The organism is Paenibacillus amylolyticus, from assembly GCF_001570725.1.
Taxonomy (GTDB): domain Bacteria; phylum Bacillota; class Bacilli; order Paenibacillales; family Paenibacillaceae; genus Paenibacillus; species Paenibacillus amylolyticus_A.
Genome location: NZ_BCNV01000001.1, coordinates 1,713,436 through 1,737,359 on the forward strand (window position 1 = coordinate 1,713,436; position 23,924 = coordinate 1,737,359).

Sequence of the window (23,924 nt, forward strand, 5' to 3'; positions counted from 1 at the left end):
AATTTCAGAGCAAATACTTCATGTTCCGGCAAGATTGTATATGTTCATACTAATATAAAAGGGTAATATAGGATGTAATAGTGCAATTTTGAACCAATTCGAAAACGGTTTATATTTTATCTTTACTCAAGGAGACAACGTTATGATAATCATCAATTCCATTGGCAATAACATCGAAAAGATGCTGTTGCACTACGAAAAAAATCACCATTTAACTATACAGGCTTCGCTTATTAGCAATAGCTCGGTTGTATACAGATTGCAGGATTATTGTCTCAAAGTATACGCTTCGCGTGCAAAATTGGATGGGGAAATGGAAAATGAGGCTCTTAGGTCACTGCAAAGTCATCCGTATGCACCTAAATTGTATGCGTATTCACCAGGAGAGTACACCCTGACAGAATGGATTGAAGCATTCAATCTGAAACAGTACCGTGAGACATATGGACACATTCCTCCCAACTTGATATACGATATGTTTACGACGGAACTTCAGCAGATTTATGCTGGATATTGGGACTGGGATGTCATCCGATATGAGAATTTACTATGGACGGAGACAGGTGATGTGAAAAGAACAGACTTTTGGTTGTGTGAACCTGTGAAATCCAGACGTGAAAGTTTGTATAACCAGGTCATTCGGAAAATTGATAACATCTACAATGGGGATCGCATCGAAATGGAGGCGATGGAGCAATATTTCTATCGTCACCAGTTGACGTCATCAGAGATCGAACAGGCCTTCAGCGATTTCAGATCCCAACGGCCAAGACTGGCGATAGCACAATAAATTCATAGCCAAAACCCCAAAGAGTTCGAGATTCTTTGGGGTTTCTTTCAAGTTACTTCTTCACCAAGGCTAATATTTCATCCGCAACGAGATCCGGGCGATATTGATGGATGTAATGATCAGTATCTTTAATGGTTATCTGTTTCGATTCATTAGACCAAGATTTGAATTCTGTTTGAGTTTTATCCCATTCGGGTTCACTGGCACCTAAGTAATCAGCCGTCAGTATAGTTAGCGGAAACGGCAAGGTTTGCTTGTGATCTACGACCACTTTGGCGTTGGTAGCTATTTCACGTAATTCATCCAACGTGTTAGCATTACCGTAGTTGTACAACAACGCAGTTGTATCCAGTTTTTTCAGATCATCGGGTACAAGTTTCAGTTCATTGCGACTGGCATTGGATGTCTCGACAACCAAGTCAGATTGCATGGAGAGGCGGAACAGTCCGGTTTGGATACGGAATTTATTCGCGAAACCACCAATTGTATCTGCCAAGGAGTCATCGTCATTCGCATAATATTCGGGACTTCCACCATCAATCATGACGATACCTTTCACGAGATCCGGGTACTTCTGTGCGAAACGGATGGTTTCCAGCGAGCCGAGAGAATGTCCAACTAAAACATAAGGTGGCTTCTGTCCAGATACCTCTAACAACTCGTGTAATTCCTCTGCCACGGTATCGACATCACGTTTCTTATCGGTTCGATCGCTATAACCATAGCCAAATCGATCATATACAGCAAATTTTGTGTTAGGAGCAAGCTTCTCATATAGGGGATAATAATCTACATAGGGATTAGCGGTACCCCAGCCGGAGGCAAGTACTACCGTTACATCGCCTTCTCCACCGGTATATAAATGCATATTGTCTCCGTGTACTTCGTAGAGCTTTCCAGGAGGTACGAGTGTTTTGGCATCCTGTCTTAAACCCACTTGTTGGTAGATCACGCCTGTACCGAAAAGTAAAATAATTAACGCGAGGTCAAATATCAAAAACTTAACTAATCTTTTACGCCATTTCTTCATGTTCTCTCACATACTCTCCATGTATTTTCTCTATCATATATGCCCAATCTTATAGGAGAGAAAACTGAGCCTTAATTCTATCTTAATTAACCGAAAATTGAATATCAACGGCCAATGAATTAATATAAAGCTACGATATGAATAGATATTTTTCTAATGTTGAATCACAGATTGATTATATAGAACAGAAGGTATGCACAATGACAAAATATGAAAATCAGATCCCGACATCGGCCGGCATGAGCTTCAAGTCTCTGATCAGTATATTGAGAGATTCCATGCGTGGCAATGTAGAGCGGAGGCCGGTGGGCGTAATGCCTATGGAGATATGTGAACCTGCTGAATCCTTCAATGCATCGGATAACCCACAGGTTACATGGTTCGGACATTCGGCATTTTTGCTAGAAATCGAAGGTCACAGGTTACTCTTTGATCCGATGCTAGGCAATCGTCCATCCCCTGTATCCTGGGTGGGTACCAAGCGTTACAGCACGAATCTACCGATTCAACCCGAGGATTTCCCGGCTCTGGATGCAATCATTATATCGCATGACCATTATGATCATCTCGACTATGACTCCATTCGCAGATTGAAGGATAAAACAAAGCGTTTTATCGTGCCGCTTGGGGTCCGTCGTCGACTGATTCAACTGGGTGTGCCTTCGGAACAGATTACCGAGCATAACTGGTGGGATGAGTTATCGTTCAAAGGTTTAACATTCGCTTGCACGCCAGCGCGACATTTCTCAGGCAGAGGATTATTCGACCGCAATTCTACCTTATGGTGTTCGTGGGTTATTGCTGGACAACATACGAAAGTGTTCTTTAGTGGCGACAGCGGATACGGTCCTCATTTCAAAGAAATTGGCAATAAATACGGTCCATTTGACCTAACGTTGATGGAATGTGGGCAATATGACGAGCGTTGGTCCAACATTCACATGATGCCAGAAGAAACAGTGCAAGCGCATTTGGACGTAAGGGGTAAGCTACTCATTCCAATTCATTGGGCAGCATTTACGTTGGCCTATCATGCCTGGAATGAACCGGTTGAACGAATTACGAAGGCTGCACATGCCTTGAACGTTAAGATTGCAACACCCAAAATCGGCGAGAAGGTTGTTCTTCATACGGAGAATTATCCTATACATCCGTGGTGGAGACCGGAATTAGGATAAAAATAAAAGCGTTCAGCTCATTGAATGAGTGGACGCTTTTTCTGTTGCCTTTTATATCAGGATTGATAGAGCACTGTAAATTAACAACATACCCATTACGATATTAACAGGACGCTCGAATTTTAATAGAAAGCTCTGGAATAACATGCCACCGAACGCCCAGGTCATATTGGCACTAATACCGATGAAGGTGAGCAGCAAGGAGAATGCGATCAATTGAATATGGGATTGTCCAAGAGGCAGAACAAAAACGGATATGGCAGTAAGCCCATACAGAATGACTTTGGGATTGATGAATTGCAGGGTGAAGCCGAATAGAAATGAATAATGATTAAACTTGTTTTCTTGTGCATCTGCAGGTTTACTTCGCATGATTTTGAACGCCAGATAGAGCATGTACACACATCCCAAAAGGTTCAAGATGGGTGTAATCCTCGGGATGTATTGATGAAGAATAAGGTTGAAATAACTGGACAAAAACATAATAAGCAGGCAGCCGGCTGCAACTCCACTGATAAACGGAAGGGTGTTTCGGAACCCCTGATTTCTTGCATGCGTCATGGAAATGATGTTGTTGGGTCCAGGTGTAAATGAAGCAATGATTGCGTATGTCACTAAAGGTATGATGTTCATGTGTCCTCCACGTTTTCTTAGTTGTATGATATAATGTCCTGAAATGTACGCTATAACGTACGAACTTTATCATTGTACAATATGTGCGTTATAAAGCACAATACAATTATAAAATGAGGAGGATGGATTTTGAAAAACATTAATAGTATTCTTGCGCAGAACCTGAAACAGCTTCGGGAACAAAGAAAGCTGAGTCTGGACAAAGTTGCCGAAATGTCTGGTATTAGCAAAACGATGCTTGGTCAGATTGAACGTGGCGAATCCAACCCATCGATTGCAACCGTATGGAAGATTGCCAACGGCTTGAAGATTTCCTTTACTGCTTTGATCCACGAGCCGAAGTCAGATGCTACCGTTGTAACGGTCGATGATATTCAGGTATTGATGGAGGATGGGGGAAGAGTTCGGATTTATCCTTATTTTTCTTTTGAAGAGGGTCGTCGTTTTGAAATATATATGATGGAGATGGACCCCAAGTCTGAGTTGAAAGCTGAACCGCATATCGAAGGTACGGAAGAATTTATTACTGTTTTTGAAGGGAAAGTTACGATTCGGGTAGGCACAGAAGAATATACGGTGAACCAAGGGGAGTCAATTCGTTTTGGAGCGGACAAGCCTCATGCCTATGTTAACTCCTGTGCTAAGGAGAGCAAATTCAACATGGTCATTCATTATCCGAAGTGAGAAGCAAAGATCCATCTCTGAAAGTAACCAACGATGAACGAATGAATGCATACATGAAAGGAATGACAATAAAGCAGCCTGATGTAATGAACTGCAACACCGCTGTTCGTTATCTCTAACAAATGGGGTGCAGTTCGATACATTGGCTGCTTTATTGATGTGTGTACTTATGGGGCTCAGCGCCTATGATATGACTCTGACTTAAGGCTTTTCTTTGGCCTGACGCTGGATTTCTTTGGCTGTTAATGCTTTGTCATACACTCTTACATTATCCAGACTGCCTTTGTAGAACGGATCAGCCGCATAACGACTCTTGCCTACATAAGCTTCCGTTACCTGCAGATCTTTCGGGTTAAAGGTGATCTCAGAGCTGCTTGCAACCGATGTACCATTCACATACAGAGTACCTACATCACCCTGAAGGGTTACAGCCACATGAACCCAAGCTTTGGAAGGCAGTGGATTTGCAGCAATCAGACTCTGATCCCGACCCTCATTATGAATGGTGAATTGTAGCGCTCCATTATGCTGGGAGGGAGTAAGGAACATATGCCTCGTCAAGCCATTTCCAAAGTCGAAAATACGCTGCCAGGACCCGCCGCCGTCCCAATTGACCCAAGCGCTAAACGTGAAATCCGTTGTATCTGTAACGAGGCCAGGTAATTGGATGAAACTGTCTGTCCCGTTAAATGTGGCAGCCTGATTTTTGCCACCAGCAGCAGAACTGACCACGTTAAAAGCTTGTCCGTGATATTCATTTTTACTGGAATCCTGTGCGACTTTGGCAAGTTTCTTGTGCTCAAAAGTATACTCCCCGAGCAACGGGCTTATCGCTTGCTGTGGAATGATAACGTTAAACGTTTTGGAGCTTGCCGCAGTTCCTTTACGAATCGTTGCGGTTAATTTTACTTTGGCATCACCCTTACCAGCGCGCGGTCGCTGCACTACACCTGTAGCGGATAGAGCCGAAGTGTTGGAGCTTTTCCACGTAATCTCTGCATCACTTGTTCCCTTAGTAGGCAGAGATAGGTTGAAGAACACATGATCCGTATTGCTAATGCTCAGATCCTTTTTCACCGCATCTACAATGTCTTGATCGCTCCGTTCAACACCTTGACTTCCCCAGATGGCTACCCCTGAGGAGGAGAGGGCGCTAAAGGTCAGAACCGTACTTTGAGATTCCGAGTTCCATTCATGCGTGAAAACGCCTTTGTAGACAACGTTATTCGATGTGATCTGAACCTTGTTGTCTGCGCCAAGACTCCATGTTCCTGTCACAGCACCATGAATCTGCCCATCTGCCGTGAACTGAACCGTCTGGGATGGCTTGATGTCCGCCGTGATGTCCTTACCATGATTCACCCATTGGTACTGACCAGCAATATCCTGAGTTGTCAGTTGCGTTGTATCCTCTCCCAAAGCCGCATAGCGATAGGGAGAAACAACGGGCCACCCATCTGCATTCATATGCATCTCATGTACGCGAACTTCATGTTCTTCGCCACGCCCTGGAAAGCGAGTATGGAAGATGAGAAATTGTTTGCCAGTCTCCGGATCAACATAAGCAGAGTTATGTCCTGGCGAAACATAGCCACTACCTAGGCCTGTGCCTGGATCACCGATCTGTCTCTCGAACAGGAAGTTCCCCATCAATTTGACTCCAAAAGGCTCGATAGAACGATCATCAAACAACGGTTTATCCTTGTCCGCTTTAACGTTGATCATATCGTTTCCTTCCGCATCGAGGAAAGGTCCATCCGGTGTTTGGGAGCGGGCTACACGAATGTTATATCCTCCATCAGCACCTAGCCCGCCGTAAGACAGGTACAGATAATAATAATCGGTTTCTGGACTGTAGAGCATGTATGGGGCTTCAATACGACTATGGTTGCCACCTGTGAGCTTCTTGCCATAACCTTGATTTGGCAGCGGTTTGCCAGTCGTCTCATCCATCTCCAGAATGAAAATCCCTCCGGAATACGAGCCATACACCATCCATAACTTGCCGTTCTTATCATAAAAGACATCTGGATCGACCACATTGGGATGAATCGTTGCATCGTAAATGGTACCATCCTCACTGATCTGATCCCACATGCCAGATTTCAACAGAATGCCCTGATCCTTATAAGGTCCTTCGATGTTATCTGCGACAGCAATTCCGAGGGCTGATCGGGGAGAATCCCCTTTACAAGCATTGTAGTACATATAAAATTTGCCGTCCGCGAGCTGAATGACATCTGCCGCCCATAACGTATCCGTCTGTGCCCATTCCAGGGCTTCAGCAAATTCCTTGGTTACATTGGGGACAACAGGGTTGTTATCCGTAACACCAGAGGCGACGAGATCCCAGTTCAGAAAATCTTTGGACTTGGCCACTTGCAGGTGTGATCCAAAAATATAAAACGTATCATCCACCTTAATGACAGAAGGGTCATGAACGGAAACATTTTTGAATGATGGAGCAGGATTTGCGATAGGTGTGATGGAAGTCTGCGAATTACCCACGGTTGCCCCTGAACCATTTGCGAACACCGAGACCGGTGCCAAAGTTGTTGCAGTAAGTAAAGTGGTGCTTAGTACAGAAATGTTAAGTACGCGTACCCAATAACGTTTCATACGTTTCCCCTTTCCTAATTCCCGGAATGAAAATAACCCGATACTTGGCAACACACGATATAAGGTTCGGCAGACCTCCTTTGAGTATTTTATTATATCAAGCGCTTTCATTTGTTATATTATCAATTGGTTTATATGTTTGTAAACCATAAATGTAATGTTTATAAGACTAAAATAAATAAATGAAGAGAGCCGGAAAGAGCTCGTGAGGCTTATTACATTCAAATAAACCAGTTGTCTTTCTCAAATTTAGGATTGAAATTAGGTTATGTGATGGGATATTATTACGTTTAGATTAGGTATTTAACTATTTATTAATCATTTTATACTTATACGAATTAAAGGCGAGTATTCTGTAACGACAATTCCAAACTACATAGGAGGTAAGAACATGACCACATATCAAAACCAATTAATCGCACAATACACGTTCGAAGATGCTGTTCAGATTGGGAAAGACAGCTCCGGGAACGGACATGATAGTTTGGCAAAAGGCGAGTTACCCCCTGTCATATCCGAGTTAAAAGGAAGATCGGCGGTAACTTTCAACGGGGGATCGAATGGAACTTCTTATCTGCAATTACCGTCGGATCTGCTTCGTGATGTAAGCGATAACACGGGAATTACTATTGCAACTTGGGTATTTCTCGGCAAAGGGTCCAATGTGTGGGAACGCATTTTTGACTTTGGCAAAGGCGAGAAGGGGCCGTATATGTTTCTGACGCGTCAGCTCCTGGGTACGTTATATGCCGGCGATAATCTGGTTGTTCACCCAAGTCGAGGAGTTGCAACTGGAGAATGGTTGCATATTGCACTCTCTGTGGCAGGCAGCCAAGGGGGAACGTTGAGCAGTGCGGGGCCGATTGTATATGTGAATGGGGAGAAGGCCGCAGACGGTTCCATTAGTCAGACATCCAGTGGCAATTATGCCAAATTGCGCGAATGGTTTGATTCGTTCACCGATCCTGAGAATTATAGCCAGAATTATATCGGACGTTCCCAGTATGCAGCGGATGTGGATTTTGCAGGTTCGTTATCTGACTTTCGGATCTATGGGGCAGCACTTACCATGGATGAAGTCATTGAAGTGATGTGTGAGTCACTGACAGATGAAGCGATTGTGAAGCTTGCGGCAGACAAGTACTTGTCTTTCCCCAACCGAATTATCACCAAGGATGTATCATTACCTGCAGACTTGCTGGGTGGTAAAGTGTCTGTTGAATGGAGTTCCAGTAAGCCGGAAGTTTTGTCCGAGAACGGAGAGGTTCAGGCAATCACATCTGCACAAGAGGTTACGCTCCGTGCGCTTCTGAACAGAGGAGATCGTAAGCTGAGCCAAAGCTTTGACGTGTCTGTTGTGCCGGCGCATCTCCCGCCTTATACGGTCACCATTCATGGGGATCAGAAGGTGGCAGACATCAGTGAAGTCATGTATGGGCTTTTCTACGAGGATATTAATAACGCGGCAGATGGCGGAATCTATGCAGAGCTTGTTCAAAATCGATCATTTGAATCCTTTGCATTCGATACGTACTCCCATGACTCTGGAGAATGTGGTTGTTCGACAGGGCGAAACCGTGAACCTTTGTTTGCTTGGTCAGGCGATACGGAGAAAATGCTCGTACAGCATACGGATGGACTGAACGTTCACTTTAACGTGGAAGACCCTGAAGTCAATGCTTATTATGTAACGGTTCAGGATGGGGCAACGATTCGAAATCGCGGATTCTCAGACTCCAACCAGCATTGTGCCATGTCCATCAAACAGGGTGAATCGTATGACTTTACCGTATGGGCAAAAGCAGAATCGGCAGGAATGATCACCGTTCAATTACAGAATGGAAGTGACACTTCCATCAGTGATTCGGTAACGCTACATGTTGAAGGCGGGAACACATGGAAGAAATACGCTTTGCTTCTGACTGGAACCGAGACCGTACTTGGTCAACTGGCACTTACGTTTGAAGGTGAAATCTCCATCGATATGGTGTCCTTAGTCCCTCAGAATGTATGGGGAGCTGATCCGGCAGAAGAAGGAATATCGGTTACAGCACATGCCAACTATACAGGTAATCCGAACTATCGATTGAGAAAAGATCTAATCCAAGCACTCGCAGATCTGCATCCGAAGTTCCTGCGTTTTCCGGGAGGATGCATCTCGGAGGGATCTTTCATCTGGGATAACGTATATGACTGGAAGGATTCTGTGGGTCCGGTTGAGCTCCGCAAAGAGAATTATAATGTCTGGGGTTACATGATGACGATGGGGCTTGGCTATATGGAGTACTTCCAACTGGCGGAAGATCTGAATGCCGCTCCGGTTCCAGTCATGGCTTGCGGTGTGTTATGTCAGGCACGCTCGGATTATGCTCACCCTGCGGGTGGTGCTTTGCGGGATTATTATATCAGGAACTTTACAGACCTGATCGACTTTGCGCTCAGTACAGACTTTGAACACAATGAATGGGCGGCGGTACGAAGCCAGATGGGACATCCTGAACCGTTTGATCTTCGTTATCTGGGCGTAGGCAATGAGAACTGGGGCACTGAATTTTTTGCCAACTTCGAAGTATTCAAACGTTCGATAGATGACTACATGAAACGGAACTATCCTGATCATGAACTGCACATTATCTCGACGGTTGGTGCTCAGGCGGATGATGATGCGTACCAGGAAGGATGGAAATTCCTCAGCGGAAATCTGACCGGATCAGCTCAGGTTGCTTTTGCAGATGGCACAGAGGTGATTGAGGAGACGGTAACCTGGTATGAGAATCAGGACAATTACATGGATACTATCGCAGATGAGCACTACTATCGATCCAATGAATATCTGCTGAACAACGCAGATCGGTACAACTATTATGACCGGGCTTATCTTGAAGATGGAAGTATCGATTGGAAAGAAACATCCAAAGTATTTGTGGGAGAATATGCTTCCACGGACAAAAATACGCTGGCAGGTGCAGTTGCAGAAGCTGCGATCATGACTGGATTTGAAAATAATGCGGACGTTGTTCGTTTGGCTGCCTATGCGCCATTGTTCAACAAAGTACTGACGGACGGTACCTACCGCTGGACGCCGGACTGCATCTGGTTTGATGATGAAACCGTGTGGTATACACCGAATTATTATGTACAGCAGCTTTTTGCAAAACATGTAGGAGATCAGGTGCTTGAGACTTCATTCTCTACCTATAGCAAAGGCAAACCGTTGAATCTCATTCCGCGTGGCGGTATCGAAATTGCAACAGGTCATGCAGACATCGTAGTGAAACGAGTCACTGTGACATCCAATGAGGATGGCAGTATGATGTTTGATGAAGATTTCAGGGAACGTACAGAGCCTAGTGAGTCATGGAGACAGATTCCTGGATCGGAAGGATACACGTTAATCGCAGGGAAAGGGCTCATCTTGAGCGCACAAACAAGTGGATTGAACGGATTGTACCTGCTGAATGACGAATGGAGCAACTACAAAGTGAGCGTTGAGGCTAAACGAATCTCGGGTGAGGATGGTTTTTACATCGGTGTGGGACTGATGGATATCACGCCCGAGAATAAGGATGTCATTGAGTACGCAATCAGCTACGGTGGAAATGCCACGGGAGTGAAGGTGTACAAACAAGGGATCGAAGGTTACACCTTGGGAGATTATTCATCCAGTTCGGCAGCAGGTAACCTGAGAGCGGCCAACTATCAACCACTGGAGAATGGGACCAATTATACCATCACGGTTAACTATGGTGGGGATACAGGAAAGAATCTGATCTGCTCCTATACAGACGGTCGCAATACCAGCAAGATTCTGGATTACAAGCTGGAAGCTTACAACCGGGAAGTATTCCACTCTGTTACGAAAGACGCAGGGCATGTATATGTGAAACTGGTCAATGCAGATAGTGTGGATAAATCAACCCGGATTAGCCTTCAGGATCTGAAGGTTGATGCTTCAGCCAGACTGATCACGCTTACTGGAGAAGATCATTTGGTGCATATGCCAAATGTGAATCAGAAGAATGATGAAAAAGTGATTCCCCAAGAACAGGAGATCACACTGTCCGATACATCGGTGGTGGTTAATTTAGCTGCTCATTCAGTGAATGTATTGGTGATGGAAATCCTGAATTAAATCTATAGCGTGAACAAGAGACCGCGGATATCGCGGTTTTTTGGCGTTCCAGGGGAGAGAGTCAACAAAAGATACCCAAAGTAAATAGCCCACACTATTGCAGTGATCTGGCTGCTCCTATAATAAATGTTGAAGGAGGAGTCAGCTTATGCGTTCCAACTACAAACAATTTATCCGAAATGTTCCGCTTCATCTCATGATTCTGCCTGGACTGCTCATTATTATTGTATTCGGTTACATTCCGATGGCGGGACTTTCTATTGCTTTTCAGAATTTCTCTCCCATTGCCGGATTCAAAAATATGAATTGGGTGGGTTTGGACAATTTCAGGTACCTGTTCGATCTGCCGGGGTTCTCGCAGGTTGTATGGAATACGGTATTTATATCGACGATGAAAATTGTTTCCGGCTTGGTGATTCCGGTACTTGTAGCCTTATTGCTCAATGAGGTTCGCAAGACAGGTTTTAAACGAACGATTCAGACCGTAATCTATATGCCTCACTTTTTCTCATGGGTTATTCTGGCGGGAATCATCGTGGATGTGTTATCTCCAAGCACGGGGATCGTTAATATGTTGTTGAAAGCCGTGGGGATTGACCCGATTCAATTTCTGGCCAGTAATGAGTGGTTCCCTTACATACTTGTTATTACAGATCAATGGAAAGAATTCGGATTTGGTACGATTATCTATCTCGCTGCCCTAACTAATATTGATAAGTCTCTGTATGAGGCCTCTGTTATGGATGGTGCAGGAAGATGGAAACAGACATGGCATATTACACTGCCAGGCATTCGCCCGATCGTAATTTTGATGGTAACGCTTAGTCTGGGTAACGTACTTAACGGTGGCTTTGACCAAGTGTTCAACCTCTATAATCCATTGGTATATGAATCAGGAGATATTCTGGATACGATGATCTACCGGATCGGATTGCAGGATGCACAGTATTCTGTATCGACAGCGTTGGGTCTAATCAAATCTGTCGTTTCCTTCATTTTTATCGGACTTGGTTATTTCTTGGCCTATCGGTTTGCGAATTATCGGATATTCTAGAAAGGAGGCAGAATCATGCACCACGCTTCAAGAGCCTATCGGTGGTTCCTAGGGTTTAACTACGTCATCCTGACGATTCTTGCCTTGTTATGCCTGTTCCCGATTGTGAATATATTAGCGATTTCCTTTAGTTCGAGTGATGCGGTCAAGGCGGGCAGTGTCACATTCTGGCCTGTAGATTTCACATTGTCCTCCTATCAATACATTCTGGAAAATCAGCAATTCCTGAACTCATTCGGAACCAGCCTTCTTCGTGTAGTTCTGGGGGTTACGACCAATCTGATCTTTACGATTCTGGTAGCTTATCCGCTCTCCAAAGAGGCGGCGAAATTCCGTTCAAGAACGTTCTATGCCTGGATTTTTGTATTCACCATGCTGTTCAGTGGAGGATTGATCCCGGGTTATCTGGTGGTTAAGGAAGCGGGGCTGTTGGATTCCATCTGGGCTCTGATTCTGCCGGGTGCCGTTCCGATCTTTAATGTGCTTCTTATGCTCAACTTCTTCAGAGGTTTGCCGAAGGAGCTTGAAGAAGCCTCCTGGATGGATGGGGCAGGACATTTTCGCACACTATGGAGCATTTATCTTCCGATCTCTCTACCAAGTATCGCAACCATTACGTTGTTCGCCATGGTAGGACACTGGAACGCCTGGTTCGATGGCATGATCTACATGAAGAGTCCGGAAGGCTATCCGCTCGCTACGTATCTTCAGTCCATGTTACAGCAGGTGACGATGATCCAGAGCGAGATGATGACGCTGGAGGATGCGACGCTCTTAAGTCAGGTATCGGATAGAACGACTCAAGCTTCCCAGATCTTTTTGTCCGTTATTCCGATCCTGCTCGTGTATCCGTTCCTGCAGCGGTATTTCGTCCATGGGCTTGTTGTCGGCAGTGTAAAGGGATAAGATCGATAGGAGGAAAAACCGTTGGGAGGAAGGAGCCGATTTCTGGCTCCTTTTTTGCAATTTAAGAGAGTGAGGAGAGGAGGAGGGAATATTGCGATTCATCCGGGGGAGCTGGAGAGAGACATCTATCGTCGTCAAATTAATGATTGCTTTTGTACTGGTCATTCTGCCCTTGTACGGGATAAGCATTATGATTACGCAAGTCAGCTCCAAGCAGATGCAGACGGAGGTGGAGAAGGCACATGAGTCCAAATTGTACTTCTACCATAATCATCTGCAATTCGAATTGGAGCGAATGAGTGCGCTGGTGACCGAATTTTCATTTGATGAACCCATGTCCACGCTAAGTACACGAGCCGCGATTATGAGCAGGTATGAAGTTACGTCCAGTCTGAACAATATCCACAACAAGCTGAGTCAGATCATGGTAACGAGTCCTTACATTAGTGATGTCGTGTATTACGTTCCCGCTCTGCATAAACGGGTCAGTGCGGCCGACGGAATTCGGGACGTGGAGGATACCGAGTGGAAGAATCTGCTCGCCACGATGGGCAATCTGAATGGCGAATTATCGCATTCCAATAACGATCTCTATTTCCTGAAAAGTAATCCATATAACATGAACCATGAGGAACCACCCAATTTCATATTAGGAATACGCTTGTCTGCTGAAGAATTGAAACACCGATTGCAACAGCTGTCGGAAACGGGTGAAAGTGAGATTACACTGAGTTTCGGTGAACAGCAGCATGTGGTGATCTCTTCATCCGAGCAGTCTGCACCGATGGAATCAATCCGATCCGTATTGCCTGAACCAACCGTATCCATGCAAGTTACGAAGTTCCAATCTGATCCATATCTTTACTATTCGTTGCATGATAAGGATCACTCGTTCACGCTGACTGCAAGTATCCCACAAGATGTGCTTAGGGCACCACTGGAACAATACAAATTGTGGTTATGGATGGTGACCTTTATGTCGATTGTCATCATTATCATCTTCTCGTTTTCAATTTACAGATCGATTCATCAACCTTTATCGGTACTTATTCGAGGATTCAGAATGGCAGAGCAGGGCCAGACAAGCGTACATATTCCTTCATCCAGAAGGGATGAATTCGGCTATTTGTACTCTCGATTCAACCATATGATAGAGCGCTTACATATTTTGATCGATGAGAATTATGTTGCACGGATTCGAACAAGTGAGGCAGAACTCAAACATCTGCAATCCCAGATTCAACCTCACTTTTTATACAACAGTCTGTTCAGCATCAAGCAAATGGCGGAAGTGGAGAATGTGGAGCTCATTCAGGAATTCACCGACTATCTGGGTCAATATTTCAGATACATGTCCCGGGATTCCCATAGCGAAGTATCGTTAGGGGCTGAGATTGACCATGCGCTGGTCTATGCATCGATTCAGAAAATTCGGTTTGGTTCCAGGATTCAATTGGAACTGGAGGATCTGGATGCGAGGTACAGAATGATTTCGATTCCCAGAGTCATCATCCAGCCAATCGTAGAAAATGTGTTCGAGCATGCACTTGCGAAGCGTAGTCAGGGAGGTACTCTAAAGCTTTCATACCAACAGGGCCAGGGATACCTGTCCATTCGTATTGAGGATGATGGGGATCAATTAACAGACGAAACCTTGAATTACCTGCAATCTTCCTTTGAGGAAACAGAGCGGAAACATGGAAACGAAGAGATAACCGGACTCATGAATGTGAATCAGCGATTAAGAATCAAATTCGGGGCCGCCTATGGTCTTACAGCGCAGCGAAGTGAGCTGGGTGGGTTGTGCATTCTAGTGAAAATTCCATGGGAAGGGAAGTAGCGTTATGCAGCGGATGCTTATTGTAGATGATGAACCCGTTATTTTGGATGGACTATACGCTTTCTTTCAAAAGGCGAACTTTCAAGACATGGAGATTATTAAAGCGTACTCTGCCTTTGAAGCCATCGATTGGCTGAACTCGGTCAAGATTGATATTGTACTCAGTGACATCTGTATGCCTGGTATGGATGGCATGCAATTGATCGAGCAGATTATGGATCGGTGGCCACGATGCAAGGTACTGTTGCTGACTGGTCATAACGAATTCGATTATGCACACCAAGCCATTCGTAACCCTTGCGTTGTGGATTATCTGTTAAAGACAGAGGGAATGAGTCACATTCGAGCTGCGGTAGAACGGGCGTTAACACAGATATCGGAAGAAAATGATTTTCGCTACCAAGCTGCATGGTTTCGTAGTAAATTGCCGCGAGCGTTGCCCCAGTTACAGCGTCAACTGTTACTGGATGTGCTTAAGCGAACGGATAGACATGATATCGCTTCACTTCAGGAAGAACTGGATGCTGTACAGCTGCCTTTTGAATCCGATCAACTCGTTATTCCTGTGATTATACGGGTAGAGGAGTGGAATAACTATCAGTCTCAGGCGGATCGTAGTCTCATCCGCTATGCGGTTGCCAATGTTGCGGAGGAGCTGCTGCAAGACAAGGCTAAGGTGAAGGCGATTGATCTGGACGCTCAGGTCATCGCGTGTTTTATTCAACCGCAGGAAGAGCTTCATTCACATATGTCTACTACACAGGTGGAACGAGGGAGTCAGCTGGACAGCTGGAATCAGACCCTTCGTTTTGTCTATGGCACACTGGAGTCCGTGCAGCAATCCTGTGCGGACTGTCTGAACCTGTCTGTATCCATCATGGTCAGCGAACAGGCGGTAGAGTGGAACAGGGTTAATCAGGCCATTGCGCAACTACGTCTGTCGGTTCATGAGAGTCCGGGGTTGGGGATGGAGAAGCTGCTGCGTGTCAATATCCAGGATGAATTGCCGTACACCCCCAGCATTATGAATCAACAGGGTGTGGTAGCACTGCATCTGGAGCAGATCAAACAGCGAATAACCGCAGGGGATCGGGAATGGATAGAGTCCTTTCATAAATGGACCGAGGCCGCGAAGGAAGGGCTTCAAGATCCGTTCTTCCGCATGAAAACCTATACAGGTGCAGCCAATGTACTCATTGAAGTTCTGCACGAATTGGGGTTGTATGAGTCGGCAATGGAAGAAATATCGCTTTCCCGAATGCTGCATTTTGACATCCATACCGGATGGTCCGATCTGGTCATCTTTTATCAATCTGCATACGAATGGATGATCTCCAAACGAAGTGATGCCCGCCTGAATGACCAATCACAGATTCTGATTACGATCCATCATTATATCAAGCACCATCTGGAGGATGACCTCTCACTCACACGGATCGCACAGGAAGTCTCTCTTAACCCTTCTTATCTGTCGCGTTGGTACAAACGGATTACAGGCAAAGGCATATCCGACTACATCCATGACCGCAGAGTAGAGCGAAGTAAAGAGTTACTCCTGGGTTCTTCCTGCAAAATGCATGAAATATCGGCAAAGGTTGGATTTAGCGATCAGCATTATTTTTATCGTTTCTTCAAAAAAGCAACGGGCTGTACCCCTCAAGAGTATCGGGATCAGAAAAGTTAGATCATGTCTCAAATGGTAAATCAAAGATACCAGATGTCAACGGGATACACTCGAAGTGATAGCGCTTTCTTTATAAAATAAAAATATACCTCACGGGAGGATAAAAAGGGGGATTCGCATGAATATATCATTGAAGAAGTTCTCATTGTTAACATTAATCATGGTGCTGGCCACCACGCTTGCAGCCTGTTCGTCTGGTGCGGGAAGTGCCGAGAATGAAGCTGAGCCGAACACACAGCAGGATGCAGGAGGACCACTTACGAAATATGACCCACCCATTAAATTGACTTCCACCATGAATGAAACGGGGAAAGAATCGCTCGCCCAAGGAGATACACACGCCAATAACATCTGGACTAGAGGGTACAAGGATGAACTTGGTATTGATGTAACGTACGAATGGATTGTTCCGGATGCCAACTATAACGATAAGATGAATGTCACGCTGGCGAGTGGTGATCTGCCGGATGTATTGAAAGTGAGTGCTGTTCAATTCGAACAACTTCATGAAGCGGGGATGTTGGAAGATTTGACGGAAGTATATGACAAGTATGCATCCGAACTGGTGAAGGAGTTCATGTCCGCTGAAGATGGAGCGGGTTTGAAGCCGGTAACGAAGGATGGCAAAATATACGCCATGGTGAGCTTCCCAGGCTCGCTGGATTCCTCGGATATGATCTGGATTCGTCAGGACTGGCTGAAAAAGGTCGGTCTTGAAGCGCCCAAGTCCATGCAGGATGTCATCCAGATTGCAGAAGCCTTTACCTTCGAAGATCCAGACGGAAATGGCAAAGACGATACGTATGGCATTGCCTTGAACAAGGATTTGCCTATCAACGCGTTCTTGCTTGGCTATCATGGTTATCTCGAAACCTGGATTAAGGATGCTTCAGGTCAAGTCGTGAACGGAACGATCCAACCGGAAGTGAAAGAAGGATTGCGTGAGCTTCAGACTCTCTATCAGAAAGGGGTACTTGATCCCGAATTTGGCGTGAAGGATTTTGCAAAAATGATGGAGGATGTGAATGCAGGCAAGTCAGGCATGTTCTTCCTGCCACAATGGGCACCTTTTCAGGTTAGCAGCATGATCAAAAAAGACAAGAACATCGACTGGATGGCTTACCCGGTTCAATCGATTGATGATCAGCCAGCCAAAACACAGAATCATCTTAGTCTGGGCGGTATATTTGCCGTTCGCAAAGGCTACGAGCATCCAGAAGCGTTAGTTAAGCTGCTCAATTTCCAGGCTGAAAAAATGTTTGGTGAGTCTGCCAAGGAAGAACGGGCTGCTTATTTGAACGGATTGACGGGTCTTGGTTTTCATAATGCGACGGTCTCCAACCTGCCAGCCAACAAAAATGTGAAAGCACAGGATGAAGTAGAGCAGGCGCTCAAAACAGGAGATACGTCTGGATTGGAACTCGAAGCGAAGCTGTTCTATGACGATATTATGGATTATCGGAATGGAAATCTCGACAAGTGGCATATGGAGCGCATCTTTGGTCCAGAGAGTTCACAAGGTGTGATTAAATACTATCGGAACAATGATCTGATTGTCATGAATGAATTCATCTATGCACCAACGAGAACGATGAACACCAAGCAAGCAACATTGGACAAACTGAGAGCCGAGACGTTTCTAAAAATCATCTATGGTAACTTGTCGATTGACGAGTTCGATAACTTTGTTGCTAATTGGAAGAAACTCGGTGGAGATCAGATCACACAGGAAGTGAATGATACCATCGCTGCTAACCAATAGAATCATTGGATTCATATCATACAAGTACGAAAAACGAGAAAATGGTGCGCTCCCCAAAGGGAGGCACCATTTTTATGCTTTTGATCATTTGCGTTTCAATAACAGAATGCCACTGATTTCTGACGTTTTGTAGCGGTATACCACTTTGAATCCAATATCATTGTCCAGCAAGCAGTTCAGTGCATTGATCAGGCGTGCACCGGGAACCAATGTAAATGTACATGGAGACGTATTACCAATCACACGCACACTTTGGATTCTGCGCGCAGAACCGGGAACGAGCGGATTTCTAGACCAATAGATTAATACCAGATCCGGCTGTGGAACAGCATTGACACGAGCCATCTAAATCATCTCTTTTCTATTAAAGGTTCTTAATAGTAGATGAAAAGGTGTGGGAAAGGTGCTGGACAAAAGACATGCTGTTCTACAAACAGACGGATATAACGATTCAAATCAATAATGAGATACAGTTTTCCCAGTTCGTCGATGGTTGCTTATTTATTCGTAGAATGCTGTTTCGATGGCAACTTATCACCGGGGTTCCTATGTCGTTGTTTTTATAGGTAAGCAAGGACAAACTGGACATGGAAAGTGTAGCCGTCTAAACTAGATAGACCAGACACAATAAGAAGGGATGCGCCGATCCACACATGTTGCAGAAATTCGGTTTTACACAATATGAAAGTCAGGTATACGAAGCTATATTTGCGCAGGATGAACCGCTTGATGCCACATCCATTGTTAATCACTCCAACGTTCCCAAAGCCAAGATCTATGAAGTGCTCAACCGGCTGATCGACAAGGGAACGGTGCTGACAACGATGGATGGGAAGAAAAAACTATATATGGCAGTGGATCTTCAGTCCATTATTCATAAGATCAAGGCTGATTTTGAGAAAGATATTGAGGAATTGAAGAGTTACAAAATCAAACGTACCTTCACGGACGAGCATATCTGGACGTTGAAGGATGAGTCATCCATTGCTTCGAATATTGAACAGCTTATCGAGGAAGCAGACTCATCCATTCTTTTTCTGGCCTGGAATGAACGAATGGAGAAATATCGTGAACTGCTGGAGCAGAAGGAACAACAGGGAGTTTATGTTGAAGTGCTTGCTGTTGGGGGTATGGAGACATCCTTAACCCGGAAATACTCGTTGATTCCATTACTTGATGCGCCGGAACCTTCACAGCTGCTCATTGTAGATCATGCCTATCTGCTGTTTGCCGGTGTGGAGCACGATTCATGGAGAGCCATCAAGACGATGTCCAAACCGATTGTTAAAGCCATGACTGATTATTTCTATCATGATGTTGCGCTTACCCAAATTACTAAAAAATACGGTGATCAACTGTTACAAGATGCTGAAATCGAGCGACTGCTAACCAGGTTGATATATTAAAACTATTCTCTCGGAGGATAGTTTTTTTTGTTATATCTACGTATGAAAACGATCATGAAAATAACTATTGAAACTTTCAGTTTTATAGGTTACTATCGTAGTTGTAACTTTTTGAGGAGGATTCAACATGAATAAGAAAGTATACGTGCTTGCTATTGCAGCATTTGTGGTCGGAACCGTTGAACTGATTTTGGGCGGCATTCTGGACCTAATTGCTACAGATCTTCATCTTTCACTGGCGAAAGCCGGGTATTTAATTTCTATTTTCTCACTAGTCTATGCATTGTCTGCACCGATCTTATTAAATATGACGGCCAGATTTGAACGTAAAAAAGTATATATGTGTACGTTGTTTGTATTTCTGATCAGTAATCTAATCTCTGCATTCAGTACCAGTTTTTATATGCTGATGGCGGGTAGAGCACTCGGAGCCGCAACGGGTTCACTTATATTTGTACTCTCCCTGACACTTGCAGCGCGCATTGTGGAACCACAGTATAAAGGACGCGCCGTGGGGATCATTACCATGGGAGGAAGCGCCTCACTCATCCTGGGTGTACCACTTGGTATCTTTGTAGGCAACTTGGCAGGCTGGCGTGAGGTGTTTATGCTGATTGCTATTCTGACCTCAGTGGTTATGGTAGCGATCTGGATTGCGATGGATCGTGTGCAGCCTATTCCTGCTGTATCCCTGAAGAAACAGCTTACGGCGCTGTGGAATCCGAAAATGTTGGCAATCCATGCTACGACTTTGCTGGTACTCGCGGGTCACTTGACTTTATATGCGTATTTCACGCCATTTCTGCAAGAAACGCTGGGAGCCAGCGCGACGATGGTTACCTTTATCTATATGATGTTTGGTATCGCCGCTGTTGCAGGGGGAGGCATCGGAGGCATGTTATCCGATCGTCTGCATCCTGCTAAAGCGATTGTCATTGTGCTGATTCCTTTTATCGTGAGTATGGCTGTCATTCCGTTTAGCGTAGGACTGCCTTTGATCGCCTTCTTGCTGCTGTTAAGCATCTGGAGTGCACTGAGCTGGACCGTTACGCCGGTACAGAATAGTCTCATTATCAAAACTTCACCGGAGACAGCAGAAACGCTAATCAGCACCAATTCAGGTATTGCACATGCAGGTATTGCACTGGGGACCTATATCGGTGGTATGGTGATCGATCATTCATCAATTCTGAACACCGGATGGGTTGGTTCTGTGCTGATTTTGCTTGGTTTGGTGTCTGCCATCTATGCCATCAGCGTTAAGGAAAAAACAGTTCAGGCGGTTGCTTAGAATAAAATACGTAAGCATAGTCTAACCCGCTACATTCCCAAAGTTTATGGGAATGTAGCGTTTTTTTATTTTATCGATGGAAAAGATCGTTCTTCCATGAAAGCAACAAATTAGTGTCTTTTGTTTACCTGACTAAGGCGATTACTGATGCACTTTGGGGCTTTCATATCGGAATAAAATATTCTTTAATCAACGTCCTTGGCAGTCGCAAAATATCGTGAACTAATTAACCTGTATTTTCGTTTTAGGATTAGAAGGCAGAAAAATACAGCAAATTAACTACGTTTATCGTACAATAATATTTGCTACATAAAATATAGGAACTAGGAGAGTGTACTTTGAAAAAGAAATTTTATTTAATACTTGTCCTTATCTGCTCAGTATTTATCTTAGGAGGATGTAATGACATCGATTTAACCAAAGAAAAAGATATAATACTTAAATTAATTGAATCTGATCAATGGTCTGAAGCCAAAATGAATTTAGAAAAAGAGGAGTTTAAAAGCATAGAGGACTATCAGGCGTTATATTCTTATGTTGATGCAAGAAATGACTACATTAATAATGAAAATGGAAACATATCATATGAACCAATTATATCAAAATTAAGAAGTATAGATTTAGATACATACAATGGCGTTTTGAAAGCAGAGATCGAGGGTTTTAAAGATGAGTTAATAGAGGAGAGAGATAAGTTTTATAAGGATTTTTATGCTAAACAAAGTAAAGAAGAAAAAGAGAGTAGAGAAGAAACAATAAAAACACATAAACAAGAAGATAAAATAGTTGCTAAAGAAATCAAAAAAAAAGTGTCTAACCTTATAAAAAATAGAGATTATGAAAGTGTACTAGATCTGATTATTCTTCATACTCATCTTGACATAGATATTTATAATCTATACATCTTTGCTTCAGCACAATTGGAAAGAGAAAAAGGTGATGAGCAATCGATGATTGATTATTTAGAATTGATTCCTATGGCGTATGAAGGAGAGTATGCTAGTCTAATTTCAGATTATAAATTATCGATTCAACCTAAAGATAAATGGCTTGCAGCTGAAAGATACATAAGTGAAATTCGCGAAAAACCTATAGAAGAAAAAGAAAGAATTATGGTTTATTTACCCGCCATTGGCATGTCTGCAGCTGAAATGAGAATATCAAGTTGGGGAACCCCAAAGAAAATCAACAAAACCACGTATGAGTTTGGTATACATGAACAATGGGTGTACTCTGATTATCGTTATGTTTATCTTGAGGACGGAATAGTAACAGCAATTCAAGAGTAATTAAAATTACTTGAAAATTTTTTTAAATGTCGAAAAACATGTGAATGAGAGCATGGCTTCATTAAAAGTCGCTAAACTGTAGCGGCTTTTTCTCGTTGTATCCTATCCGAGTAGTGATGATATAGGTACATAAAGTTCAAGTGTTTTCTGCTATCTAATCATGTGTAATTAATCTACTTTCATGTGCAGCAACACTTGCTTTATCCATCGTAATCTATATAATTAAAATAGTTTTAAAAAGTATTGTCTAATGTCGAAATACACGATGTGTACCAAGGGAGCGGTGATCATGACCACGAAGACGGAAAAACAAAAAATGTTGGATGGCGAGCTGTACATGGCTTCGGATCTCGAATTATCTGAGGACAGGGAGTATGCAAGAAGAATGACGCGGACGTTTAATCAAACGACGGAAACGGACGGTGAGCTTCGGACCAAGTTATTGAAGGAATTGTTGGGATCTACAGGTGAACACCTGAGTATGGAACCTAATATTCATGTAGATTATGGATATAACATTCATGTAGGCAATCATTTTTATGCCAATTTTAACTGTACGATATTAGATGTGTGTGAAGTTCGTATTGGAGACCATTGCTTAATGGGGCCAGATGTACATATCTATACGGCTACTCATCCACTACATCCACATGAACGTAATTCGGGTGCAGAATATGGCAAGCCAGTCAAGATTGGAAATAATGTATGGATTGGCGGTAGAGCTGTTATTAACCCGGGCGTTACCATTGGACATAACGTGGTCATTGCTTCCGGGGCTGTGGTTACGAAGGATGTTCCGGATAATATGATCGTGGGCGGCAATCCTGCTAGAATCATTAGAGAGATAGAGCTTTAACTTATTTTAGATAGAAGATGGGAAGTGCTTACGAAATGATGACTGAAAAAGAGAAATCTCAATTAGGGCTCTTATATAATGCCAATTACGATAAAGAGTTGATTGAAGAGCGTCTGCACGCCAAAGGACTTTGTTACGATTATAACCAGCTCCATCCAGCCAAGATCAATGAAAGAGAAGCGTTAATCAAGAAACTGCTGGGGAAAACGACGGATCGTTTCCTGATAGAACAGCCATTTGTATGTGATTACGGCTATAATATTGAAATTGGTGAGAACTTCTATAGCAATCATAATATAGTCATGCTGGATGGGGGCAAAATTACTTTTGGTAATAACGTTTTTATTGCTCCCAATTGCGGATTTTATACAGCAGGCCACCCTTATGATGTTGAGCAGCGCAATGAAGGTCTGGAGATCGTTGGACCCATCACGGTGGGCAATAATGTGTGGATCGGTGGCGGTGTGACCGTTCTTGCTGGTGTGACGATTGGAGATAATACGATCATCGGCGCAGGGAGCGTAGTGACCAAGAGTATACCGTCTGGTGTGATTGCTACGGGTAATCCTTGCAGGGTCATTCGCAAGATAACAGAAGAAGACAAAACAAAGTACAGCAGGGATGTAGTGAAGAACATAAAGTGAAGAATAAATAGTGAACAACGTGATAGTCATTAATGAGAATGCCTGATGTCTATCATCGGGTGTTTCTTTTTGAAAATAAAATCCCCCAGACAGAAAACATGCCAAGGTATCGTATAATCGACACTT

General features: G+C 43.9%; 18 protein-coding genes. 14 read left to right on the forward strand and 4 right to left on the reverse strand.

Features of this window, described 5'->3' with window-relative positions; all coding sequences use genetic code 11:
* The first annotated feature begins 142 nt into the window (after window positions 1-142).
* Entirely contained in the window at window positions 143-790 is a 648-nt protein-coding gene (locus PAHA3_RS07730) for a hypothetical protein (protein WP_062834204.1), read from the forward strand.
* Window positions 791-842: 52 nt separating this feature from the next.
* On the opposite strand, the gene PAHA3_RS07735 is transcribed toward PAHA3_RS07730, so the two are convergent.
* The gene (locus tag PAHA3_RS07735; protein ID WP_062834205.1) at window positions 843-1,820 is read right to left on the reverse strand and encodes an alpha/beta hydrolase; all 978 of its coding nucleotides are present in this window, start codon (window positions 1,818-1,820) and stop codon (window positions 843-845) included.
* A gap of 200 nt (window positions 1,821-2,020) precedes the next feature.
* Between PAHA3_RS07735 and PAHA3_RS07740 the strand changes: the two genes are divergently transcribed.
* Window positions 2,021-2,998, forward strand: a complete 978-nt coding sequence (locus PAHA3_RS07740) for an MBL fold metallo-hydrolase (RefSeq protein ID WP_062834206.1) — start codon at window positions 2,021-2,023, stop codon at window positions 2,996-2,998.
* A 51-nt stretch (window positions 2,999-3,049) separates the two neighbouring features.
* Here PAHA3_RS07740 and PAHA3_RS07745 read toward each other — a convergent pair whose 3' ends face one another.
* Window positions 3,050-3,631, reverse strand: coding sequence for a LysE family transporter (locus tag PAHA3_RS07745; RefSeq protein WP_062834207.1), 582 nt, complete (start codon window positions 3,629-3,631; stop codon window positions 3,050-3,052).
* A gap of 129 nt (window positions 3,632-3,760) precedes the next feature.
* Between PAHA3_RS07745 and PAHA3_RS07750 the strand changes: the two genes are divergently transcribed.
* Window positions 3,761-4,315, forward strand: coding sequence for a helix-turn-helix domain-containing protein (locus tag PAHA3_RS07750; RefSeq protein WP_062834208.1), 555 nt, complete (start codon window positions 3,761-3,763; stop codon window positions 4,313-4,315).
* 201 nt (window positions 4,316-4,516) lie between these two features.
* On the opposite strand, the gene PAHA3_RS07755 is transcribed toward PAHA3_RS07750, so the two are convergent.
* Window positions 4,517-6,934 carry a family 43 glycosylhydrolase gene (locus PAHA3_RS07755; protein ID WP_062834209.1) on the reverse strand — a complete coding sequence of 806 codons (2,418 nt, stop codon included), beginning with the start codon at window positions 6,932-6,934 and terminating at the stop codon, window positions 4,517-4,519.
* A 391-nt stretch (window positions 6,935-7,325) separates the two neighbouring features.
* Here PAHA3_RS07755 and PAHA3_RS07760 point away from each other — a divergent pair, with 391 nt between their 5' ends.
* The 6 genes from PAHA3_RS07760 to PAHA3_RS07785 all read left to right on the forward strand — a co-directional run bounded on the left by PAHA3_RS07760 (window position 7,326) and on the right by PAHA3_RS07785 (window position 18,312).
* Entirely contained in the window at window positions 7,326-11,066 is a 3,741-nt protein-coding gene (locus tag PAHA3_RS07760; protein ID WP_062834210.1) for an alpha-L-arabinofuranosidase C-terminal domain-containing protein, read from the forward strand.
* 148 nt (window positions 11,067-11,214) lie between these two features.
* Window positions 11,215-12,120 carry an ABC transporter permease gene (locus PAHA3_RS07765; RefSeq protein ID WP_047842804.1) on the forward strand — a complete coding sequence of 302 codons (906 nt, stop codon included), beginning with the start codon at window positions 11,215-11,217 and terminating at the stop codon, window positions 12,118-12,120.
* Between the two features lie 15 nt (window positions 12,121-12,135).
* Complete coding sequence (locus PAHA3_RS07770; RefSeq protein ID WP_062834211.1) at window positions 12,136-13,026, forward strand: carbohydrate ABC transporter permease; 891 nt, start codon at window positions 12,136-12,138, stop codon at window positions 13,024-13,026.
* 91 nt (window positions 13,027-13,117) lie between these two features.
* Window positions 13,118-14,866, forward strand: coding sequence for a sensor histidine kinase (locus PAHA3_RS07775; protein WP_235599385.1), 1,749 nt, complete (start codon window positions 13,118-13,120; stop codon window positions 14,864-14,866).
* Between the two features lie 4 nt (window positions 14,867-14,870).
* Entirely contained in the window at window positions 14,871-16,550 is a 1,680-nt protein-coding gene (locus PAHA3_RS07780; protein ID WP_062834212.1) for a response regulator transcription factor, read from the forward strand.
* Between the two features lie 118 nt (window positions 16,551-16,668).
* Complete coding sequence (locus PAHA3_RS07785) at window positions 16,669-18,312, forward strand: extracellular solute-binding protein (RefSeq protein WP_062834213.1); 1,644 nt, start codon at window positions 16,669-16,671, stop codon at window positions 18,310-18,312.
* Between the two features lie 84 nt (window positions 18,313-18,396).
* On the opposite strand, the gene PAHA3_RS07790 is transcribed toward PAHA3_RS07785, so the two are convergent.
* Window positions 18,397-18,657: a hypothetical protein gene (locus PAHA3_RS07790; RefSeq protein WP_062834214.1), complete on the reverse strand. Its 261-nt coding sequence runs from the start codon at window positions 18,655-18,657 to the stop codon at window positions 18,397-18,399.
* Between the two features lie 308 nt (window positions 18,658-18,965).
* Between PAHA3_RS07790 and PAHA3_RS07795 the strand changes: the two genes are divergently transcribed.
* From PAHA3_RS07795 to PAHA3_RS07815, 5 genes are all read left to right on the forward strand, one after another.
* Window positions 18,966-19,718: a TrmB family transcriptional regulator gene (locus tag PAHA3_RS07795; RefSeq protein ID WP_062834215.1), complete on the forward strand. Its 753-nt coding sequence runs from the start codon at window positions 18,966-18,968 to the stop codon at window positions 19,716-19,718.
* A gap of 127 nt (window positions 19,719-19,845) precedes the next feature.
* A complete protein-coding gene (locus tag PAHA3_RS07800) occupies window positions 19,846-21,009 on the forward strand; it encodes an MFS transporter (protein ID WP_062834216.1) in 1,164 nt (387 codons plus the stop codon).
* Between the two features lie 338 nt (window positions 21,010-21,347).
* Window positions 21,348-22,298: a hypothetical protein gene (locus tag PAHA3_RS07805; protein WP_062834217.1), complete on the forward strand. Its 951-nt coding sequence runs from the start codon at window positions 21,348-21,350 to the stop codon at window positions 22,296-22,298.
* A gap of 289 nt (window positions 22,299-22,587) precedes the next feature.
* Complete coding sequence (locus tag PAHA3_RS07810) at window positions 22,588-23,154, forward strand: sugar O-acetyltransferase (protein WP_062834218.1); 567 nt, start codon at window positions 22,588-22,590, stop codon at window positions 23,152-23,154.
* A gap of 38 nt (window positions 23,155-23,192) precedes the next feature.
* Window positions 23,193-23,798, forward strand: a complete 606-nt coding sequence (locus PAHA3_RS07815; protein WP_153028243.1) for a sugar O-acetyltransferase — start codon at window positions 23,193-23,195, stop codon at window positions 23,796-23,798.
* The last annotated feature ends 126 nt before the right edge of the window (window positions 23,799-23,924 follow it).

What these genes read in the sequence shown, in the direction of transcription:
- PAHA3_RS07730 (WP_062834204.1), top strand. Translation starts at nt 143, where the DNA reads ATGATAATCATCAATTCCATTGGCAATAACATCGAAAAGATGCTGTTG.
- PAHA3_RS07755 (WP_062834209.1), bottom strand. Translation starts at nt 6,934, where the DNA reads ATGAAACGTTATTGGGTACGCGTACTTAACATTTCTGTACTAAGCACC.
- PAHA3_RS07810 (WP_062834218.1), top strand. Translation starts at nt 22,588, where the DNA reads ATGACCACGAAGACGGAAAAACAAAAAATGTTGGATGGCGAGCTGTAC.
- PAHA3_RS07815 (WP_153028243.1), top strand. Translation starts at nt 23,193, where the DNA reads ATGACTGAAAAAGAGAAATCTCAATTAGGGCTCTTATATAATGCCAAT.
- PAHA3_RS07760 (WP_062834210.1), top strand. Translation starts at nt 7,326, where the DNA reads ATGACCACATATCAAAACCAATTAATCGCACAATACACGTTCGAAGAT.
- PAHA3_RS07800 (WP_062834216.1), top strand. Translation starts at nt 19,846, where the DNA reads ATGAATAAGAAAGTATACGTGCTTGCTATTGCAGCATTTGTGGTCGGA.
- PAHA3_RS07770 (WP_062834211.1), top strand. Translation starts at nt 12,136, where the DNA reads ATGCACCACGCTTCAAGAGCCTATCGGTGGTTCCTAGGGTTTAACTAC.
- PAHA3_RS07780 (WP_062834212.1), top strand. Translation starts at nt 14,871, where the DNA reads ATGCAGCGGATGCTTATTGTAGATGATGAACCCGTTATTTTGGATGGA.
- PAHA3_RS07740 (WP_062834206.1), top strand. Translation starts at nt 2,021, where the DNA reads ATGACAAAATATGAAAATCAGATCCCGACATCGGCCGGCATGAGCTTC.
- PAHA3_RS07765 (WP_047842804.1), top strand. Translation starts at nt 11,215, where the DNA reads ATGCGTTCCAACTACAAACAATTTATCCGAAATGTTCCGCTTCATCTC.
- PAHA3_RS07745 (WP_062834207.1), bottom strand. Translation starts at nt 3,631, where the DNA reads ATGAACATCATACCTTTAGTGACATACGCAATCATTGCTTCATTTACA.
- PAHA3_RS07785 (WP_062834213.1), top strand. Translation starts at nt 16,669, where the DNA reads ATGAATATATCATTGAAGAAGTTCTCATTGTTAACATTAATCATGGTG.
- PAHA3_RS07790 (WP_062834214.1), bottom strand. Translation starts at nt 18,657, where the DNA reads ATGGCTCGTGTCAATGCTGTTCCACAGCCGGATCTGGTATTAATCTAT.
- PAHA3_RS07735 (WP_062834205.1), bottom strand. Translation starts at nt 1,820, where the DNA reads ATGAAGAAATGGCGTAAAAGATTAGTTAAGTTTTTGATATTTGACCTC.
- PAHA3_RS07795 (WP_062834215.1), top strand. Translation starts at nt 18,966, where the DNA reads ATGTTGCAGAAATTCGGTTTTACACAATATGAAAGTCAGGTATACGAA.